Raw genomic sequence first — 15624 nt, 5'->3', positions numbered from 1 at the left:
CATCGCGCATGCGGGCGAACACGCCGTGGAAATCCCCTTCCATCCGCACCGTCAGGTCGCCCTGCGAGAGTGCGGACAGCAGCGTGGACACCCGATCCAGAACCAGTGCGTTCGCGTCCAGCAATCCGTTGATGCGTTCGGACAGGGTCAGGAAGAACCCCTGCTTGCCGGCGGTGCCGATGCGTCCGCTCATGTCGCCGGACGCGGCGGCCTGCACGATGCGGGTCATTTCCTCCTCGACTTCCACCTCGGCGGTACGGTCGGACCACTCGACCACGAAGCCGAGGCGCCGGCCGGCGTCGTCCACCACCGGGTTGATGATCAAGCGCATGACCCGCCCGCCCACCCGGATCTGGGCCTGGTGGGTGCCGCGCAGTTCCGCGAGCAGGCGCGACTGGTGTTCCGGATGCTTGTGGAAGATGTCGATGCTGCTGCCAATCAGGGTGGCCACGTCGAAACGCGGCACATCGCGGCGGATCTGTTCCTCCACCTGCGACAGCATCGCCAGCAGCGGCCGGTTGGCGTAGACGATGTTGCGATCGGCGTCGGCGATCATCACGTGGGTGGTCACCCCGTCCAGCGCGGTGCGGATGCGCAGGTTCTCCTGCCCGGCCGTGCGCTCGTGATGCAGGCGCTGTTGCAGCTGGCCGCTCATCGACACCAGCGCGGTCGCCAGCGACGTCGGCGGGAAGTCCATCCGGGCGATTTCCTCCGGCACGGGTTTGTCCGCCGCCACCTCGCGCGCGAGCGTCGTCAGCCGGCGCGGCCCGTAGCCCAGCCACAGCAACTGGCGCCGCAACTGCACGGCCATGATCACCAGCAGCACGGTTTCCACCACCACGTAGGCCGCGTGCAGCAGCACGATGCCGAAGCCGCTGCCCGCCGGGAACACCGGCACCGGCCAGCCGGCCTGCTGCATGAAGAAGAACGCCACGTGATGCACGGCGATGGCCGCGGCCGCGACCACGATCGGCACCCAGTCGCGGTAGTACAGCAGCAGCGCGATCATCAGGATCACGCCGAAGTGCGCCTCGACCATGCCGCCGGACTGGTGGATCAGCACCGCCGACAGCACCATCAGCACCAGCGCCAGGGTAACCCGGCTCAGCCGCGTGCCCGGAAACAGGCGGGTCTGCAACGCGGCGACCGCGACGCTCGGCAGCGCGACCGCGAACACCGGCATCCACTGGCCATTGCGCAGCGCCAGCAGCAGCGTGGCGACACCCAAGGTGGCCACCAGCCACAGGAAGATGCGGTCGGCATCGGCCGCCAGTTCCTCCAGGTAGGCGTAGCGTTCGCGACCGACGAGGCCGCCATCGTTTCGAAGTGAATGCGGTTGGGCGGACATGCGATTCTCCTTATCTGCACGGGCAACGGGATCCGCTGACGAGCGCGCGCGGCGCGTCTTCGCGGTGGAAAGACAGGTAGCGGGTCGCCAGCGGCGCGGTCGCCGTGCCGGCGCACAGTCCATCCGGACGCATCGGGCCGGCGTAGCGCAGCCGTCCCTCGGCATCCAGGGCGATCAGGGAATGGGGCAGGTCCGCGCGGGCGACACCGGCCAGTTCGACCCAGCGGATGCCGCGCGCGCGCAGCGCGTCGCGCACTTGGCGGGTGTCTTCGCGGTCGTCGCAGGTGCACGCCACGGGCAAGTGGAAGACCACCGCGGCACCACGATGGGGGCCAAGGTCCACCTGTCCGCGCAGCGCGGTGAGCAGGGCATCGGCTTCGGAGGCCGGCGAGGCACGCACGGCGCCGGTTTCGAGCCGGGCCAGCGCGGGCACCATCGCGCCCAGCCAGAGCACGAGCAGGCCCGGCCCTATCCAGGCGGGTGCGATCCTTCGCGGTGGTGCGGCAGTGGATTCCATTGCGGGCCCTCTCCCCAGGGCGTCAATGGTTCATCTGGCATCAGTCCCAGATCCCACCTATCGACCTCGCAGCCGGAATCTTTATTACCTTCGTGGTGTCATCGCCACCACGAAACTCAACTGAACAGGCGCATCACCAGCCAGTTGATCGCGCCGCCGCCCAGCAGCAGGAACGCGAACAGGCTCAGCGCCAGCAGCAGCGGCTTGACCCCGGCCTGGCGGATGGCGCCGGCATGGGTGCGCAGGCCCAGCGCGGCCATCGCGGTCGCCAGCAGCACGGTATCCAGTTGCACGATCACCGCCACCCACGCGGTCGGCAGCAGGTGCAGCGAGTTGAACAGGCTGACCACGATGAACATCACCGCGAACCAGGGAATCATCAGCTTCGGCCGCGCGCCGTTGGCATCGGCGCCGGCTTCCGCGCCCAGGCGCGCGGACAGGATCAGCAGGAACGGCGCCAGCAGCATCACCCGGATCATCTTCTCGATCACCGCCACCGACGCGGCGGTTTCGCTGATCGCCTTGCCGGCGACCACGACCTGCGCGACTTCATGGATGGTCGATCCGGCGTAGACGCCATAGGCATGCGCGTCGATGCCCAGGTGCGGATACAGCGCCGGATAGAGGAACATCCCCACGGTGCCGAACACCACCACCGTGGCCACCGCGACCGCCACCTTGTGCGCCTGCGCCTTGACCACCGGCTCGGCCGCCATCACCGCGGCCGCGCCGCAGATCGCGCTGCCCGCGCCGATCAGCATCGAGGTTTCGCGATCCAGCTTGAACAGGCGCGTGCCCAGCCACACGGCCAGCAGGAACACCGAAGCCACCACGATCACGTCGATCACCAGCCCGGCCATGCCGACCTGGGCGATGTCCTGCACGGTCACCCGGAAGCCATACAGCACGATGCCCAGCCGCAGCAGGGTGCTCTTGGCGAAATCCACGCCCGGCGCGGTGCGCGCGGCGATGCGCGGGAACACGGTATTGCCGGCGACGATGCCCAGCAGGATCGCGGCGGTCAACGCGCTGATGCCCCAGCCCTGCACGGTCGGCAGGCTCGCCAGCCAAAGGCCGGCGGCCGCGAGCAGCGCGGCCAGGGCAAGGCCCAGCCACCAGCCGGACTGGCGGTGCGGCGGGACCGATACGGAAGACATGGACTGGCTGGACATCGGAAGATCCGGAAAAAAACGAGATGCGGGCGGGACAACCCGCCGACGGACGGCACCATAGTCCCGGCCATTGAATGAGTCCAATGCATATAATTCCCTCATGCATGAATATTCCTCATTCAATTAATCTGCACCTCCTGCGGGTGTTCGCCACGGTCGTCGAGCAGCAGGGCTTCTCGCGCGCGGCCGAGACGATGTTCATCACCCAGTCGGCGGTATCCAAGGCGGTGCGCGAGCTGGAACACCAGCTCGAACTGCCGCTGATCGACCGTGGCCCCGGCGGCGCCCGCGGCGTGCGCGGCATCCGCCTCACCGAGGGCGGCCAGGTGCTGTACGAACACGCGCGCGGCATCTTCGCGATGGAGCGCATCGCGCTGGAGGACGTCCGCGAGCGGGTCGGCCTGCGCAAGGGCGAACTGCGCATCGGCGCCAGCACCACGGTGGCCGGCTACTGGCTGCCGGTGCACGTGGCCGCCTACGCGCGCCGGCATCCGGACATCCGCACCCGGGTGATGGTCGCCAACACCGCCCAGATCGCCCAGGCCATCATCGACTGCACGGTGGATGCCGCCTTCGTCGAAGGTCCGGTCGACGACCCGCGCATCGATCGGCGTGTCTGGCGCGAGGAGGCGCTGGTGGTGATCGCGCCCGACGATTTGGCCGGCAGCGGCAGCCGGCTCGCGACCGCCGCCAGCCTGAGCGAACAGACCTGGCTGCTGCGCGAGGAAGGCTCCGGTACCCGGCGCGTGGCCGAACGATTGCTGCACGCGCACGGCATCACCCCGAAGCACCAGGTGGAGATTGGCAGCAACGAGGCCATCGCCCGCGCGGTGGCGGCGGGCGCCGGAGTCGCCATCCTGCCCTCGGTGGTGGTGGAGGATCTGATTGCGATGCGCCGCGTCCGCACGCTGTCACTGGACGGCCAGGCCGCGCTGAGCCGCCGGCTGTACCGGCTGGAACTGCTCAACCGGCGTCGCTCGCCGGCGCTGGAAGCGTTCCTGGAGCGGTTGCCGGGCGCGTAGGGCAAACACGGCATCGTCCGGCCGCGGTTCGCTGCGATTCCATTCTCCCACGCAGGAATGTCGCCGAAACCTGGCTTTCGGAAATGTCTTATTGGCTTCTTGTCCTTTGTTCGCGAAAAGAAGACGACTGAATCGTCCAGTCAAATCGAGTCAAGGAGAAGTACCCATGCGTGAACTACAGGCAAGCGAAGTTGCAGCGGTAAGCGGTGGTGAACTGAGTTGCTCGGTGGGCTTTCCTTCCGGTGTGTCATGCGAAGGAACGCTCAGCGATTGGCGCAGCGCGGCGCGAGGAGCATGGAACCTCCTCGCGGCCAGCCCCTTCACCTTCCCGGGCGTCGTTATGCGCCTCCACTTCTATCGGTTGTCCCAGAAATAAAAACGGGTTCCCGGGGTGCGAAAGCGCCCCGGACTTTCTCCCCCGATGAACAAGAAATCGCTTGCGCTGGGTGAAATCGGCGTCGCCATGCTGGCCACGCTGCTGGCCGGCGGCCTGTCCGAGCTGGGAGCACGGTTCGAAATCCGTGGTGCGGACGCGATTCAACAGATTGCCCTGTTTCTGGTACTGATGAAGTGCTATCCCGAGCGCTTGGCGAACCAATCGGGAATCACACCGCTGCTCTTCTGCGTTTTCACCGGGGTCCTGTTGGGCGCCGTCTGGATCCTCGCCGTCGGTTTGCCCAACCTTGGCAACACGAAATTCCCGGCCGCGACGGATTTTTCGGCTGTGGACATTGCCCTGGGCGTCCTTACCGCCGGGGTCGCTGCTCCCCTGTTCGAGGAGAAGGTGGTCCGTCAGTTGATGCTCGACGGCCTGTCGCGTCTCGTGGGTCCGTTCGCATCAGCACTCGTGACCTCCATCGGCTTTGGGCTCTTCCATGCGAATTCCATGCTGTGGGCTTGTTTCGCCTCGCTTCTGCTTTGCTTCTGCGCGCTCCGGCTGAACATGACAAGCGTTCAACGAGCCATCGCCCATGGAATTTGCAACATTCTGATTCTTCTGTGGTATTTGACCGGCGGCTTGGGACTGTCCGGCTGATTGGCGCTGGAAACGTTCCTGGAGCGGTTGCCGGGCGAGTGAAGCCTGTTCTCTGTTGAAACCCGCTCTTCATCGCGCCTGCACGTCGGCATGCTGCAATCCATCGGCAGCTTCCACGGGCAAACGCGATGAATATTCCCCGCAAGCGCACCTATCCGCTGGACGACATCCGCCGTTTCCTCGAACCCGGTCCGGTGGTGCTGGTGAGCTCGGCCCACGGCGGCCAGCGCAACATCATGACGATGGGCTGGCACATGATGATGGGCTTCGATCCGGCGCTGTTCGCCTGTTATCTCTGGCGCGGCAACCATACCTACGGATTGGTCCGGCGCAGCCGCGAATGCGTGATCAACCTGCCTGGCTCGCATCTGCTGGACGCGGTGGTCGGCATCGGCAACTGCAGCGGCGCGCAGGTGGACAAGTTCGAACGCTTCGGGCTCACCGCCGGCCGCGCGCGCCAGGTCGGCGCCCCGCTGATCCGCGAGTGCCATGCGAACTTCGAGTGCCGGCTGTACGAGCAGCGCCAGACCGACGCCTATCACCTGCTTCATCTGGGAAGTGGTTGCGGCGCATGTCGCCATTTCCCCGCGCCTGCCCGAGACCGTGCACTACCGCGGCAACGGCGAGTTCATGATCTCCGGGCGCACGATCAGCCGCCGACGGGCCTTCCGTCCGGAAAACTTGTGAACCCCGCTCGCGGGGAGAGCTGGATGGGGCGAGAGGTCTCCGTCCTGCTTCGTCGCTGAAAGCAGCCCCCATCCCAACCTTCCCCCGCAGGCGGGGGAAGGGGCGGTTTCCAGGTTCGGGAGGATCTTTGGCTTGCGGTCGCGGCGCGCCACGCGCGGATTCATTCCAGCGGTTATGGATTGCAAAACAACGCACGGACACGGCCCCCTCCCCCGCCCGCGGGGGAGGGCTGGGGCGGGGCGAAACGACCGGACTGCCGGACGACGCACGAATACCCCCTCCATGCCCGAATTTGATCGCAAGGCGCGGAGTGTGGGCTAGGCTGGTGGGAACCAAGATGGCGTCGTCCCCCACGACGAGCCTTCCCCCAATGAACGCATCCTCCCCTTCCCGCCCGCGTACCGCCGCCACCGCCATCCAGGACGACCCTCGCTGGGCCGCGCTGCGGGCGCGGGATCCGGCCGCCGATGGCCGCTTCGTCTACGCGGTGAAGACCACCGGCGTCTGGTGCCATCCCAGCAGCCCGTCGCGCCTGCCGCGGCCGGAGAACGTGGTGTTCTTCGATACTCCCGAAGCGGCCGAGGCCGCCGGCTACCGTGCCAACCGCCGCGCCGCCGCGGATCGCGCGGCGCTGGCCCGCCAGCACGCGGAACGGGTGGCGCATGCCTGCCGGCAATTGGAGAACACCGACGAGCCGCCCTCGCTGGCGCAATTGGCCGAAACCGCGGGGATGAGTCCCTACCACTTCCATCGCGTGTTCAAGGCCATCACCGGGGTGACCCCGAAGGCCTATGCGCAGGCGCAGCGCGCGCGCCGCATGCGCGAGGGGCTGGAAGGCGATGCCACCATCACCGATGCGATCTTCGATGCCGGCTTCGGTTCCAACAGCCGCTTCTACGAAACCTCCAACCAGCGCCTGGGCATGCGCCCGAAGGACTGGCGCGCCGGCGGCGCCAATACCGACATCCGCTTCGCCATCGGCCAGTGCTCGTTGGGCGCGATCCTGGTCGCGCGCAGCGAGCGCGGGGTCTGCGCGATCCTGCTGGGCGAGGATCCGGAAGCGCTGGTGCGGGATCTGCAGGATCAGTTCCCGCGCGCGCACCTGATCGGCGGCGACGCGGGCTTCGAGGATTGGGTGGCGCGGGTGGTCGGCTTCGTCGAGGCGCCCGGCATCGGCCTGGACCTGCCGCTGGACGTGCGCGGCACCGCCTTCCAGGAGCGCGTATGGCAGGCATTGCGGCAGATTCCGCCCGGCAGTACCGCCAGCTACGCCGAGATCGCCCAGCGCATCGGCATGCCGCGGGCGGTGCGCGCGGTGGCGCAGGCCTGCGGCGCCAACCATCTGGCGGTGGCCATTCCCTGCCACCGCGTGGTCCGCAGCGACGGTGCGCTGTCGGGCTACCGCTGGGGCGTGGATCGCAAGCGCGAACTGCTGCGGCGCGAAGGCGCGGCGTGACCGGATACCGGTGCGTCGCCGGCGCGGCGTGCTACGTTCCCCGCCTCTCCATGACGACGTTGGGACGGGCATGCGCAAGACGTGGAAGCGCGCCGCAGGCGCGATGTGTCTCTGGCTGATGGCGGCGCCGCTGCTGGCGGACAATCCGGGCGAACGCGCCTACGCCGACGTCGACCCGTTCATCGGCACCGGCGGCGAGGGCCATACCTACCCCGGCGCCACCGTTCCGTTCGGGATGGTCCAGCTCAGTCCCGACACCCGCATCCAGCCACGCAAGGACGCCTACGGCTGGGCCGCCGGTTATCGCCACGACGATCGCACCATCGTCGGCTTCTCGCACACCCACTTCTCCGGCACCGGCCATTCGGACCTCGGCGACGTCCTGCTGATGCCGATCAGCGGCGAGGTGAAGCTGGAGCGCGGCAATCCCGACCAGCCCGGCAGCGGCTACACCTCGCGCTTCCGCCACGACGACGAAACCGCGCAGCCCGGCTACTACGCGGTCACCCTCGACGACTACGGCGTGCGCGCCGAGCTCACCGCCACCGCGCGGGTCGGCGTGCACCGCTACAGCTTTCCGCGCGGCAAGCCCGCGCACGTGCTGATCGACCTGCGCACCAGCCTGTACGACTATCCGGGCAAGGTGCTGTGGTCGCGATTGCGCCTGCGCCCGGACGGCACCGTCACCGGCTTCCGCGAGACCCGCGGCTGGGCGCCGGGGCGGCAACTGTATTTCGCGCTGCGCTTCTCGCGGCCCATCCAGGGCAGGCAACTGCACGACACCGAGCAGGACATCGCCTACAAGGGCTTCCCGCCGCCGGGCGAGAAGGATCCGCGCCAGCGCGCGCAAATCGAGGGCCGGCAGATCGTGGCGGCGTTCGATTTCGCCGATGCGCGGGAACCGTTGCTGGTCAAGGTCGCGATCTCCCCGGTCAGCGAGGACAACGCCATCGCCAATCTCGACGCCGAAGTGCCGGGCTGGAATTTCGAAGGCGTGCGCGCCGACGCGCGCCGGCAGTGGACGCAGGCGCTGGGTGCGATCGACGTGGACGCGCCGGAACCGCAGCGGCGCAGCTTCTACACCGCGCTGTACCACACGCTGCTGGGACCGACCCTGTTCATGGACAGCGACGGAAGCTACCGCGGACCGGACAATGCGGTGCACCAGGCCAAGGGCTTCACCCACTACTCGACCTTCTCGCTGTGGGATACCTACCGCGCGCTGCATCCGTTGCTGACCCTGGTGCAGCCGGAACAGCGCAACAACGACTTCGTGCAGTCGCTGTTGGCCGCGCGCCGGCACAGTCCCTACGGCGTGCTGCCGGTGTGGGCGTTCCATGGCCAGGAGACGTGGTGCATGATCGGCTACCACGCCGTGCCGGTGATCGCCGATGCCTACATGAAGGGCATCCGCGGCTACGACGCCAACGAGGCGCTGGAGGCGATGGTCGCCAGCGCCAACTACGGGCCGTACGACGGCATCGCGCAGTATCGCGAACTCGGCTACGTGCCGATCGACGAGGAAGGCGAGGCCGCCTCCAAGACCCTTGAGTACGCGTTCGACGACTGGACCATCGCGCAGGTGGCCGAGGCGATGGGGCGCAAGGACGTCGCGGCCGACTTCAGCCGCCGTGCGGCCAACTGGAAGCATGCCTTCGATCCCGCCACCGGGTTCATGCGCGCGCGCAAGCGCGATGGCACGTTCCGCGAACCCTTCGATCCGTCCGCCAGCGGATACGGCACCGACTACACCGAAGGCAATGCGTGGCAGTACTCCTGGTACGTGCCGCAGGACGTGGCCGGGCTGGCGCGGGCGTACGGCGGCGAGGACAAGCTGCTGGCGCGGCTGGACCAGGTATTCGAGGCCAAGGTGGATCCGAAGATCTTCGCCCACATGGAAGACATCACCGGGTTGATCGGCTGGTACGCGCATGGCAACGAACCCAGCCATCACGTCGCCTACCTGTACGCGCACGCCGGCCAGCCCTGGCGCACCCAGGCGCGGCTGGGCGCGATCATGGCCAGCCAGTACGCACCGCGTCCGGACGGCCTGGCCGGCAACGACGATCTGGGCCAGATGTCGGCGTGGTACGTGTTCACCGCGCTGGGTTTCTATCCGGTCGCGCCGGCCAGCAACCAGTACGTCATCGGGCGGCCGTTCCTGCCGCGCGCCAGCCTCAACCTGCCCAACGGCAAGCGCTTCACGGTGATCGCCGAGGGCCTGGACGCAGCGCATCCCTACATCGGCGGCGCGACCCTCAACGGCAAGCCGCTGGACCGCGCCTATCTGGAGCACGCCGAAATCCTGGCCGGCGGCGAGTTGCGCTTCACGATGCAGGCCGAGCCGAACCGCGCATGGGGACGCGGCGCGCGTCCCTATTCGATGAGCCGCTGAAGGAAGCATCTGGAACGCGCAGGGGATGCGAAGGGGACGCGATATGCATCCCCTTCCCCGCCGGCGCGGAAACCCGCGCCCATGTCCACGGAATCAGAACCCGCGTGAAAAACCAACCATCACGGTGGCGCCGCCATCCGTGTCGCGTTCGACCAGCGGGCTGTCGCGCAGCGCCGACGGCAACCGGCGGTACTCGGCGCTGGCGATGAACAGCCATTTTTCCGCGAACGGACGCATCAGAATCAGGCTCGCGGTGGGCACGGTGGCGCTGCCGGGACGGTAGCGCACCACGCCGCGGGCGATTTCCTCGTCGAGGGTGCCGTAGTAGTAGTCGGCCAGATCCGAGGACAGCCAGCGCACGCCCACGCCGGGCGTGAGCTGCCAGCCGCCGGCCCTGAACGGGTAGCGGTAAGTGATCGAGGCCTGCTGGCCCTCGCTGGTGCTGGTCACGTCGGCGCGCGCATCCAGTTCCAGTTCGCCGGCCGCGCCGCGCCAACGCGCGCTCATGCCCACGTCCGCGGCATCGTCGCGGTCCTCCAGCAGGCGGCGGTCGATACCGCGCTCGGCCAGTTCCGGAACGCCGAAGTCATCGGCGTCCACGCCGTCCAGGCGCCCGGCGACATAGCCGTCCAATACGAAGCCTCCGCGCGAGAACAGGTGCACGCCAGCCTGCGCGCCACGCCAGAAGAAGCGCTCGCCTTCGTACGACACGTTGGGGAACACCAGCGTCCGGTCGTCCTCGCCGGCGTAGATGCCTTCGCGGCTGGCGACCGCCAGACCGATGCGCCAACGCGACGCCGAGGCCTGTCCGGCTTCGCGATTGGATTCGGACACGACCTGCGCGGACACCGGCGCGGCGGCGCAGACAAGCAGACCCAGGCAGACCAGGGGGCGGACGGACGACATGAAGACTCCTGCGGGGAAGGCGTGGGGGCACGCGGGAGGCGCACGATAGGCACACCCGTTTTAATCGGGCTTTAAGGCGAACGCTGCTCATCCGTCCGGCCTTTCACGAAACGGTCATGCCAGCCGGATCGACAATCGGCGCAAACCCGACGGAGTTCCCTCATGGAATACCTCCGCAGTCCGTACGGCCCCGCCAGCCTGGAGCGCGCGAGCCAGCAGGTCGCCGCCTGCCTCGCCTTCGACGAGCCGCCCGACATTCCCGAGGATTTCGAAGCCTTCAGCCGCGAGGATTTCCAGCGGCGGATACGCCTGCATCCGGATCTGGACTGGCACGACGCATGTCGCGCCTACGCGCTTGGACTGGCCACGCATGCCAGTCACGCCGGACGCACCGATTCGGCGGCAGACGACGATCTGGAAACGCAGTGGGACCGCCTGCCCAGCCCGCCCGCCGCGGCGTGGCCGGTGGCGCGCATGCTGATCCACGAAACCTGGCGCTGGCTATCGCGATAGAAGGCGCGCCGGAGACGTTCCTTCTCTTCCGGCCTTTTTCTAGCCGCCCCTCGCTGACACGTTCAGACCGGCGGCGGTGGCTGGCGCGTCTCCGGCCGGGAACGCGGGCGCGCGGTGGCGGGAACACGGCAGGCCTGGAGCCGTCCCCCCATGCGTTCCCACACCGCGGCCACGATCGTCATCACGGTCTCGCGATCCAGGCGATCGCAGGGTGGCAACTGGCGTTCGTAGGCGCCTTCGATGCGATCGGCCAATGCATCGAGCGGTTCGCGATGCCACTGTAGATAAAGATCGTAGGCGAAACGGAACGTCGGCTCGAAACGCCTGAACGCCCGATCGCGGTGGCCGGCCATCGGGCCGCAATGCTGCCACCGCTGCAGCTCGGCCTCGACGTCGATGACTTCGCACTTGCTTTCCGGGGTGAGTCCCTGCAACAGCATCCTTCTGCCTCCTTTCTCCGGCGGACACCCCCAATATCCGCGTCCAACATGACAGCATCAGCAGAAACAACGCATTCGACGCCGAAAAAACGGACGTCGGCGAGACCGTTCGTCGGAAATGCGCGCGCCTTGCGTGACGCTGTTCGCGGATGAGCCGGGTACGCGTATCGTGGCGTCGGACGTCACATGTTCATTGATGGCTTTCCATCACCGACAGCCGACATCGACAGGAGTCTCCCGTGCTGAAGAAAGTGGCGTTCACCATGTATCCCGTCCGCGACGTGCCGCGTGCCCGCGACTTCTACGAGAACGCGCTGGGCCTGCGCACCGGCTCGGTCGGCAATCACGGCGACAAGTATTGGGTGGAATACGATCTGCCGGGCGGCGGTTGCCTGGCGCTGACCAACTTCATCGAGGACCAGCCCAGCGCGACAGCGGGCGGCACGATAGCGTTCGAGGTGGAGGATCTGGACGACCTGATGCGGAAGCTGAAGGATCGTGGCGTGCCGTTCCGCAGCGACGTCATCCACAGCCCGGTCTGCCGGATGGCGGTGTGCGAGGACAGCGAGGGCAATTCGATCCTGCTGCACCAGCTCGAGCCCAGGGCGTGAACCGGCGCGGGATTCAGTACTTGAGGTTCAGCTCGGTGACATGCGCGCGGTTGGCCTCGTACAGATCCTGGAATTCCTCTTCGGTCAGGTCATCGGAGGCATAGATCGAAACCGGCTCCCAGTCGTGGTCGGTCGGCAGCGGCGTGCGCGGTCCGGCCTTGCGCGACAGCACCAGGCCACGGCGCTCCACCAGCTCGGGCAGATCGTCCCAGCGCTCGCGCTCGAAGTCGTTGGTACCGTAGAGCAGGATCACATCGTTCATCGCTTCGCCGTCCATCGACCGGTTGGAATCCCCAAGTCTAGGAAGCCGGGCAATCATTGCAACAACCCGCGCGCAAAGCAGCGTGCCAGCGATGGCACGTTTTCGATGTCACGCCGGTCGCCGCCGCGCCGTCATCGCCTGCACGGCACTGCCCGCCAGCATCGCGGCGATGAAGATCAATGCGCTGTCCGCGCCCGCGGCCGCGCCGACGAGCGCGGGACCGGGACAGTAGCCGGCCAATCCCCAGCCGATGCCGAACAGCAACGCACCGATCACCAGCGGACGGTCGATTGCGCGCGACAGCGGCAGGCGGAAACGATCCGCCAGCAACGGACGCCGGCGACGCAGCACCAGCCGGAACGCCACCAGCGCCGTGACGACCGCGCCCGCCAGCACGAACGCCAGGCGCGGATCGAAGTCGCCGGCCACATCGAGGAAGCCGAGCACGACGTTCGGGTCGGTCATGCGCGAAAGCGCCAGTCCGGCGCCGAACAACGCACCGGCCAGCAACGCGGCGAACCAGCGTTTCATGCCACGCCACCCGCCAGGTGCCGGGTCACGACCACGGTGAGCACGGCGGCGGTCATGAATACCAGCACCGCCACCAGCGAACGCAGTGACAGCCGCGCCAACCCGCACACGCCGTGCCCGCTGGTGCAACCATTGCCAAGCCGGGTGCCGAAGCCCACCAGCAGGCCGGCCAGCACCAGCACCGGCGTCGTGGCCGGCGAGGCGGAGACCTGTCCGGTCAGTTTCATCACCAGCACGCCGGCGCCGGCCAGCCCGAGCAGGAAGGCGATCCGCCAGCCCCGTTCCCCCGCGCCCTGCCCCGCCAGACCGTTGACGATGCCGCTGATGCCGGCGATGCGTCCGTTGAAGAACAGCAACGCCGCGGCGGCGAGACCGATCAATACGCCGCCCAGCAATGCCTCGGACATGCCACTCACGAAGGGCGGCCCAGCTGATTGAGCGGCAGGCGCAGATAGGCGATGCCGTTGGCATCGGTCTCCGGCAGGCGACCGCCGCGGATGTTCACCTGCAAGGCCGGCAGGATCAGGCGCGGTACCGGCAGGCTGGCGTCGCGTGTTTCGCGCAGGGCGACGAACTCGTCTTCGCCGCGCCGGTTGCCGACGTGGATGTTGCCTTCGCGCTGCGCCGCCACGCTGCTTTCCGCGCGCGGTTCGCGCCCGGCGGGATAGTCGTGGCACAGGAACACGCGCGTTTCCGGCGGCAGCGCGAGCAGTTTCTGGATCGAGGCGTACAGCTTGCGGGCGTCCCCGCCCGGGAAGTCGACCCGCGCGGTGCCGGTTTCCGGCGCGAACATCGTGTCGCCGATGAAGACGGCATCGCCGATGAGGTAGCTGAGGCTGTCGTCGGTATGTCCGGGCGTGGCGATGACGCGCACGTCCAGTCCACCGGCATCCAGGCGGTCGCCGTCCTGGAGCAGGCGGTCGAACTGGCCGCCATCGGCGACGAAGTCGTCGCCCAGCCCGAACAGCGCCTTGAAGCGGGCCTGCACCTGCACGATGCCGCGGCCGATCGCCAGCGGCGCACCCAGCGCATCGCGCAGGTAGCCGCCCGCGCTGAGGTGGTCGGCATGCGCATGGGTCTCCAGGATCCACTCGACCTTCAGGCGATGCTGGTGGATGTACCCGAGCACCGCGTCGGCGGAGGTGGTGGAGGTGCGCGCGCTCGCCGCGTCGTAGTCCAGCACCGGATCGATGACGACGGCCGCGCCGCCATCGGCGCCCGCGGACACGACGTAGCTGAAGGTGTTGGTGTCGGCGTGGAAGAAGCTCTCGACGCGTGGATGGATGGCGGTGGCGGCCATGTCCCGCTCCTTGCAATATTATTCAAGTATTTGCTAAATTAGCATCGCCTTAAATACGGTGCAAGCCGATGCCTTCCTCTCATGACATGCAACGGATGGGCCGGCACGCGGAGGACGCGGCCGGCCTGCTGAAGGCGTTGGCGCACCCCGCCCGCCTGCTGGTGATGTGCCGAATCATGGAGAACGAGGCGAGCGTGTCGGATCTGCAGGGCCTGACCGGGCTGTCGATGTCGGCGCTGTCCCAGCACCTGGCGGTGCTGCGCGAGGCGGGACTGGTCGGCAACCGGCGGGTGGCCCAATCAATTCTCTACTCGCCTTTGCCGGGGCCCGCGTTCGGCGTCATGCAGGCGCTGTACGACGCCTATTGCGCTCCGGCCGCCCGCTCGCCGCGCGCGCGCCGCGCCCGCTGATCACAGCCAGCGCCGGACCCGCCGGCGATAGGCCGGGTAGGCGTCGGGAAACCGCTCGGCGAGCATCCGTTCCTCTGGAAGAATCTGGAACCGGGTAATCCAGGCGAGATAGAGCCCCACGCCGGCCAGCGCGAACGGCTGGGCGAGCACGCTGGCCCAGGCCAGCAACAACAACGCATGGCCCAGGTACATCGGATTGCGGCTGAAGCGATACGGTCCGGCGACCACCAGGCGGCTTGTCGCCTGTGGACGCATCGGGTTGACCGTGGTGCCGGCGCGGCCGAACCACCACTTCGGCACCAGGTTCAGCGCCAGTCCCGCCGTGCCCAGCGCGGCCGCCAACCATCCCGTGCCAGGCCAACGCAGCGAGGCGGGCGACAAGTTCGCCAGGCACCACATCAACGCGGCGGCAAGCAACAGGACGATGGGAGGCGGGACGCGGGTTTCCAGTACGTGGAGCATGCGGGTTCCGGGAAGGCGGGCGGCACCCGGTCGGGGCCGCCCTTCCCTATACCAGCATTTCCAGCAATGCGCAGATCGCCTGTCGCTTGCGTACCGGCATCCGGCGCAGCAGCACCAGCACCCGGGCCTCCACTTCGTCCAGCACCTGGCCGGACGCCGCCGGCACCTCGAACACCGGGTGGTTGCCCGCCTCCCCACGCCCGGTCGCCAACCACTCGAACGGTACGTGGGTTGCCACGGCGATCAGGGTCAGGTGCTCGAGGCTGGGATGGGTGCCCCCCTCGCGCTCCCATTGTGTGACGGCGCTCCGCTTTACGCCCGCACGCTGCGCGAGCTCCGCCTGCGACAGGTTTGCCAGCACACGCGCACGTCGGATGCGCAATGCCATCGGAATCATCAGGAACTCCTTTCCCGCATGGGACCAAAAGTCAGTGCTGCTGCCCCACAAGTGACACTGCCCAAAACTTGACCGGTTCCGCTTGCCTCCCCTCTCGCAGCAACGTGCAACGGCGCGAAATGCAGTGACTGGCAAGTGGCGCTTACTGCAACGGCGTTC

General features: G+C 67.8%; 17 protein-coding genes and 2 pseudogenes. 8 read left to right on the top strand and 11 right to left on the bottom strand.

Annotated elements, in window-relative coordinates:
* The 3 genes and pseudogenes from ACTJI2_RS19540 to ACTJI2_RS19530 form a co-directional block, all read right to left on the bottom strand.
* Positions 1-1348 (bottom strand): annotated as a pseudogene (locus tag ACTJI2_RS19540) (methyl-accepting chemotaxis protein); the annotation flags it as partial.
* 10 nt (positions 1349-1358) lie between these two features.
* Positions 1359-1865: a hypothetical protein gene (locus ACTJI2_RS19535; protein WP_440843067.1), complete on the bottom strand. Its 507-nt coding sequence runs from the start codon at positions 1863-1865 to the stop codon at positions 1359-1361.
* A gap of 116 nt (positions 1866-1981) precedes the next feature.
* Positions 1982-3037, bottom strand: a complete 1056-nt coding sequence (locus ACTJI2_RS19530) for a YeiH family protein (RefSeq protein ID WP_440843066.1) — start codon at positions 3035-3037, stop codon at positions 1982-1984.
* Positions 3038-3141: 104 nt separating this feature from the next.
* Here ACTJI2_RS19530 and ACTJI2_RS19525 point away from each other — a divergent pair, with 104 nt between their 5' ends.
* The 5 genes and pseudogenes from ACTJI2_RS19525 (at position 3142) to ACTJI2_RS19505 (ending at position 9633) form a co-directional block, all read left to right on the top strand.
* Positions 3142-4059 (top strand): LysR substrate-binding domain-containing protein, encoded by a 918-nt coding sequence (locus tag ACTJI2_RS19525; RefSeq protein WP_440843065.1) that lies wholly within the window; start codon positions 3142-3144, stop codon positions 4057-4059.
* Between the two features lie 421 nt (positions 4060-4480).
* Entirely contained in the window at positions 4481-5095 is a 615-nt protein-coding gene (locus ACTJI2_RS19520) for a lysostaphin resistance A-like protein (RefSeq protein ID WP_440843064.1), read from the top strand.
* A 128-nt stretch (positions 5096-5223) separates the two neighbouring features.
* A pseudogene (locus ACTJI2_RS19515) lies at positions 5224-5782 on the top strand (flavin reductase family protein).
* A gap of 370 nt (positions 5783-6152) precedes the next feature.
* Entirely contained in the window at positions 6153-7238 is a 1086-nt protein-coding gene (ada, locus tag ACTJI2_RS19510) for a bifunctional DNA-binding transcriptional regulator/O6-methylguanine-DNA methyltransferase Ada (protein ID WP_192199612.1), read from the top strand.
* 103 nt (positions 7239-7341) lie between these two features.
* A complete protein-coding gene (locus ACTJI2_RS19505) occupies positions 7342-9633 on the top strand; it encodes a GH92 family glycosyl hydrolase (RefSeq protein WP_440843068.1) in 2292 nt (763 codons plus the stop codon).
* Positions 9634-9726: 93 nt separating this feature from the next.
* On the opposite strand, the gene ACTJI2_RS19500 is transcribed toward ACTJI2_RS19505, so the two are convergent.
* On the bottom strand, positions 9727-10539 hold the full coding sequence (locus ACTJI2_RS19500; RefSeq protein WP_318287849.1) for a MipA/OmpV family protein: 813 nt from the start codon (positions 10537-10539) through the stop codon (positions 9727-9729).
* 162 nt (positions 10540-10701) lie between these two features.
* Between ACTJI2_RS19500 and ACTJI2_RS19495 the strand changes: the two genes are divergently transcribed.
* Positions 10702-11052 carry a hypothetical protein gene (locus ACTJI2_RS19495; RefSeq protein ID WP_318287850.1) on the top strand — a complete coding sequence of 117 codons (351 nt, stop codon included), beginning with the start codon at positions 10702-10704 and terminating at the stop codon, positions 11050-11052.
* Positions 11053-11114: 62 nt separating this feature from the next.
* Here ACTJI2_RS19495 and ACTJI2_RS19490 read toward each other — a convergent pair whose 3' ends face one another.
* Positions 11115-11492 (bottom strand): hypothetical protein, encoded by a 378-nt coding sequence (locus ACTJI2_RS19490; protein WP_183639422.1) that lies wholly within the window; start codon positions 11490-11492, stop codon positions 11115-11117.
* Positions 11493-11731: 239 nt separating this feature from the next.
* Here ACTJI2_RS19490 and ACTJI2_RS19485 point away from each other — a divergent pair, with 239 nt between their 5' ends.
* Positions 11732-12103: a VOC family protein gene (locus tag ACTJI2_RS19485; RefSeq protein WP_440843063.1), complete on the top strand. Its 372-nt coding sequence runs from the start codon at positions 11732-11734 to the stop codon at positions 12101-12103.
* Between the two features lie 13 nt (positions 12104-12116).
* Here ACTJI2_RS19485 and ACTJI2_RS19480 read toward each other — a convergent pair whose 3' ends face one another.
* From ACTJI2_RS19480 to ACTJI2_RS19465, 4 genes are all read right to left on the bottom strand, one after another.
* Positions 12117-12365 carry a hypothetical protein gene (locus tag ACTJI2_RS19480; protein WP_318287852.1) on the bottom strand — a complete coding sequence of 83 codons (249 nt, stop codon included), beginning with the start codon at positions 12363-12365 and terminating at the stop codon, positions 12117-12119.
* A 108-nt stretch (positions 12366-12473) separates the two neighbouring features.
* Positions 12474-12896 carry a DUF6691 family protein gene (locus ACTJI2_RS19475; RefSeq protein WP_183639424.1) on the bottom strand — a complete coding sequence of 141 codons (423 nt, stop codon included), beginning with the start codon at positions 12894-12896 and terminating at the stop codon, positions 12474-12476.
* Entirely contained in the window at positions 12893-13303 is a 411-nt protein-coding gene (locus ACTJI2_RS19470) for a YeeE/YedE family protein (protein WP_440843062.1), read from the bottom strand. Before ACTJI2_RS19470 ends, ACTJI2_RS19475 begins: the two co-directional genes overlap by 4 nt.
* 5 nt (positions 13304-13308) lie before the next feature.
* Positions 13309-14196 carry an MBL fold metallo-hydrolase gene (locus ACTJI2_RS19465; protein ID WP_440843061.1) on the bottom strand — a complete coding sequence of 296 codons (888 nt, stop codon included), beginning with the start codon at positions 14194-14196 and terminating at the stop codon, positions 13309-13311.
* A gap of 68 nt (positions 14197-14264) precedes the next feature.
* On the opposite strand from ACTJI2_RS19465, the gene ACTJI2_RS19460 reads away from it, so the two are divergent.
* Positions 14265-14606, top strand: coding sequence for an ArsR/SmtB family transcription factor (locus ACTJI2_RS19460; RefSeq protein WP_183639426.1), 342 nt, complete (start codon positions 14265-14267; stop codon positions 14604-14606).
* Here ACTJI2_RS19460 and ACTJI2_RS19455 read toward each other — a convergent pair whose 3' ends face one another.
* Both ACTJI2_RS19455 and ACTJI2_RS19450 read right to left on the bottom strand, forming a co-directional pair.
* Positions 14607-15068: a methyltransferase family protein gene (locus ACTJI2_RS19455; protein ID WP_440843060.1), complete on the bottom strand. Its 462-nt coding sequence runs from the start codon at positions 15066-15068 to the stop codon at positions 14607-14609.
* Positions 15069-15114: 46 nt separating this feature from the next.
* Positions 15115-15465, bottom strand: coding sequence for a helix-turn-helix domain-containing protein (locus tag ACTJI2_RS19450; protein WP_440843059.1), 351 nt, complete (start codon positions 15463-15465; stop codon positions 15115-15117).
* Positions 15466-15624 lie beyond the last annotated feature (159 nt).

Source organism: Pseudoxanthomonas sp. 22568, from assembly GCF_052044485.1.
GTDB classification, from domain to species: Bacteria; Pseudomonadota; Gammaproteobacteria; order Xanthomonadales; family Xanthomonadaceae; genus Pseudoxanthomonas_A; species Pseudoxanthomonas_A beigongshangi.
The sequence above is the reverse complement of the archived record's forward strand: the minus strand, read 5'-3'. Positions and strand labels throughout refer to the sequence as shown.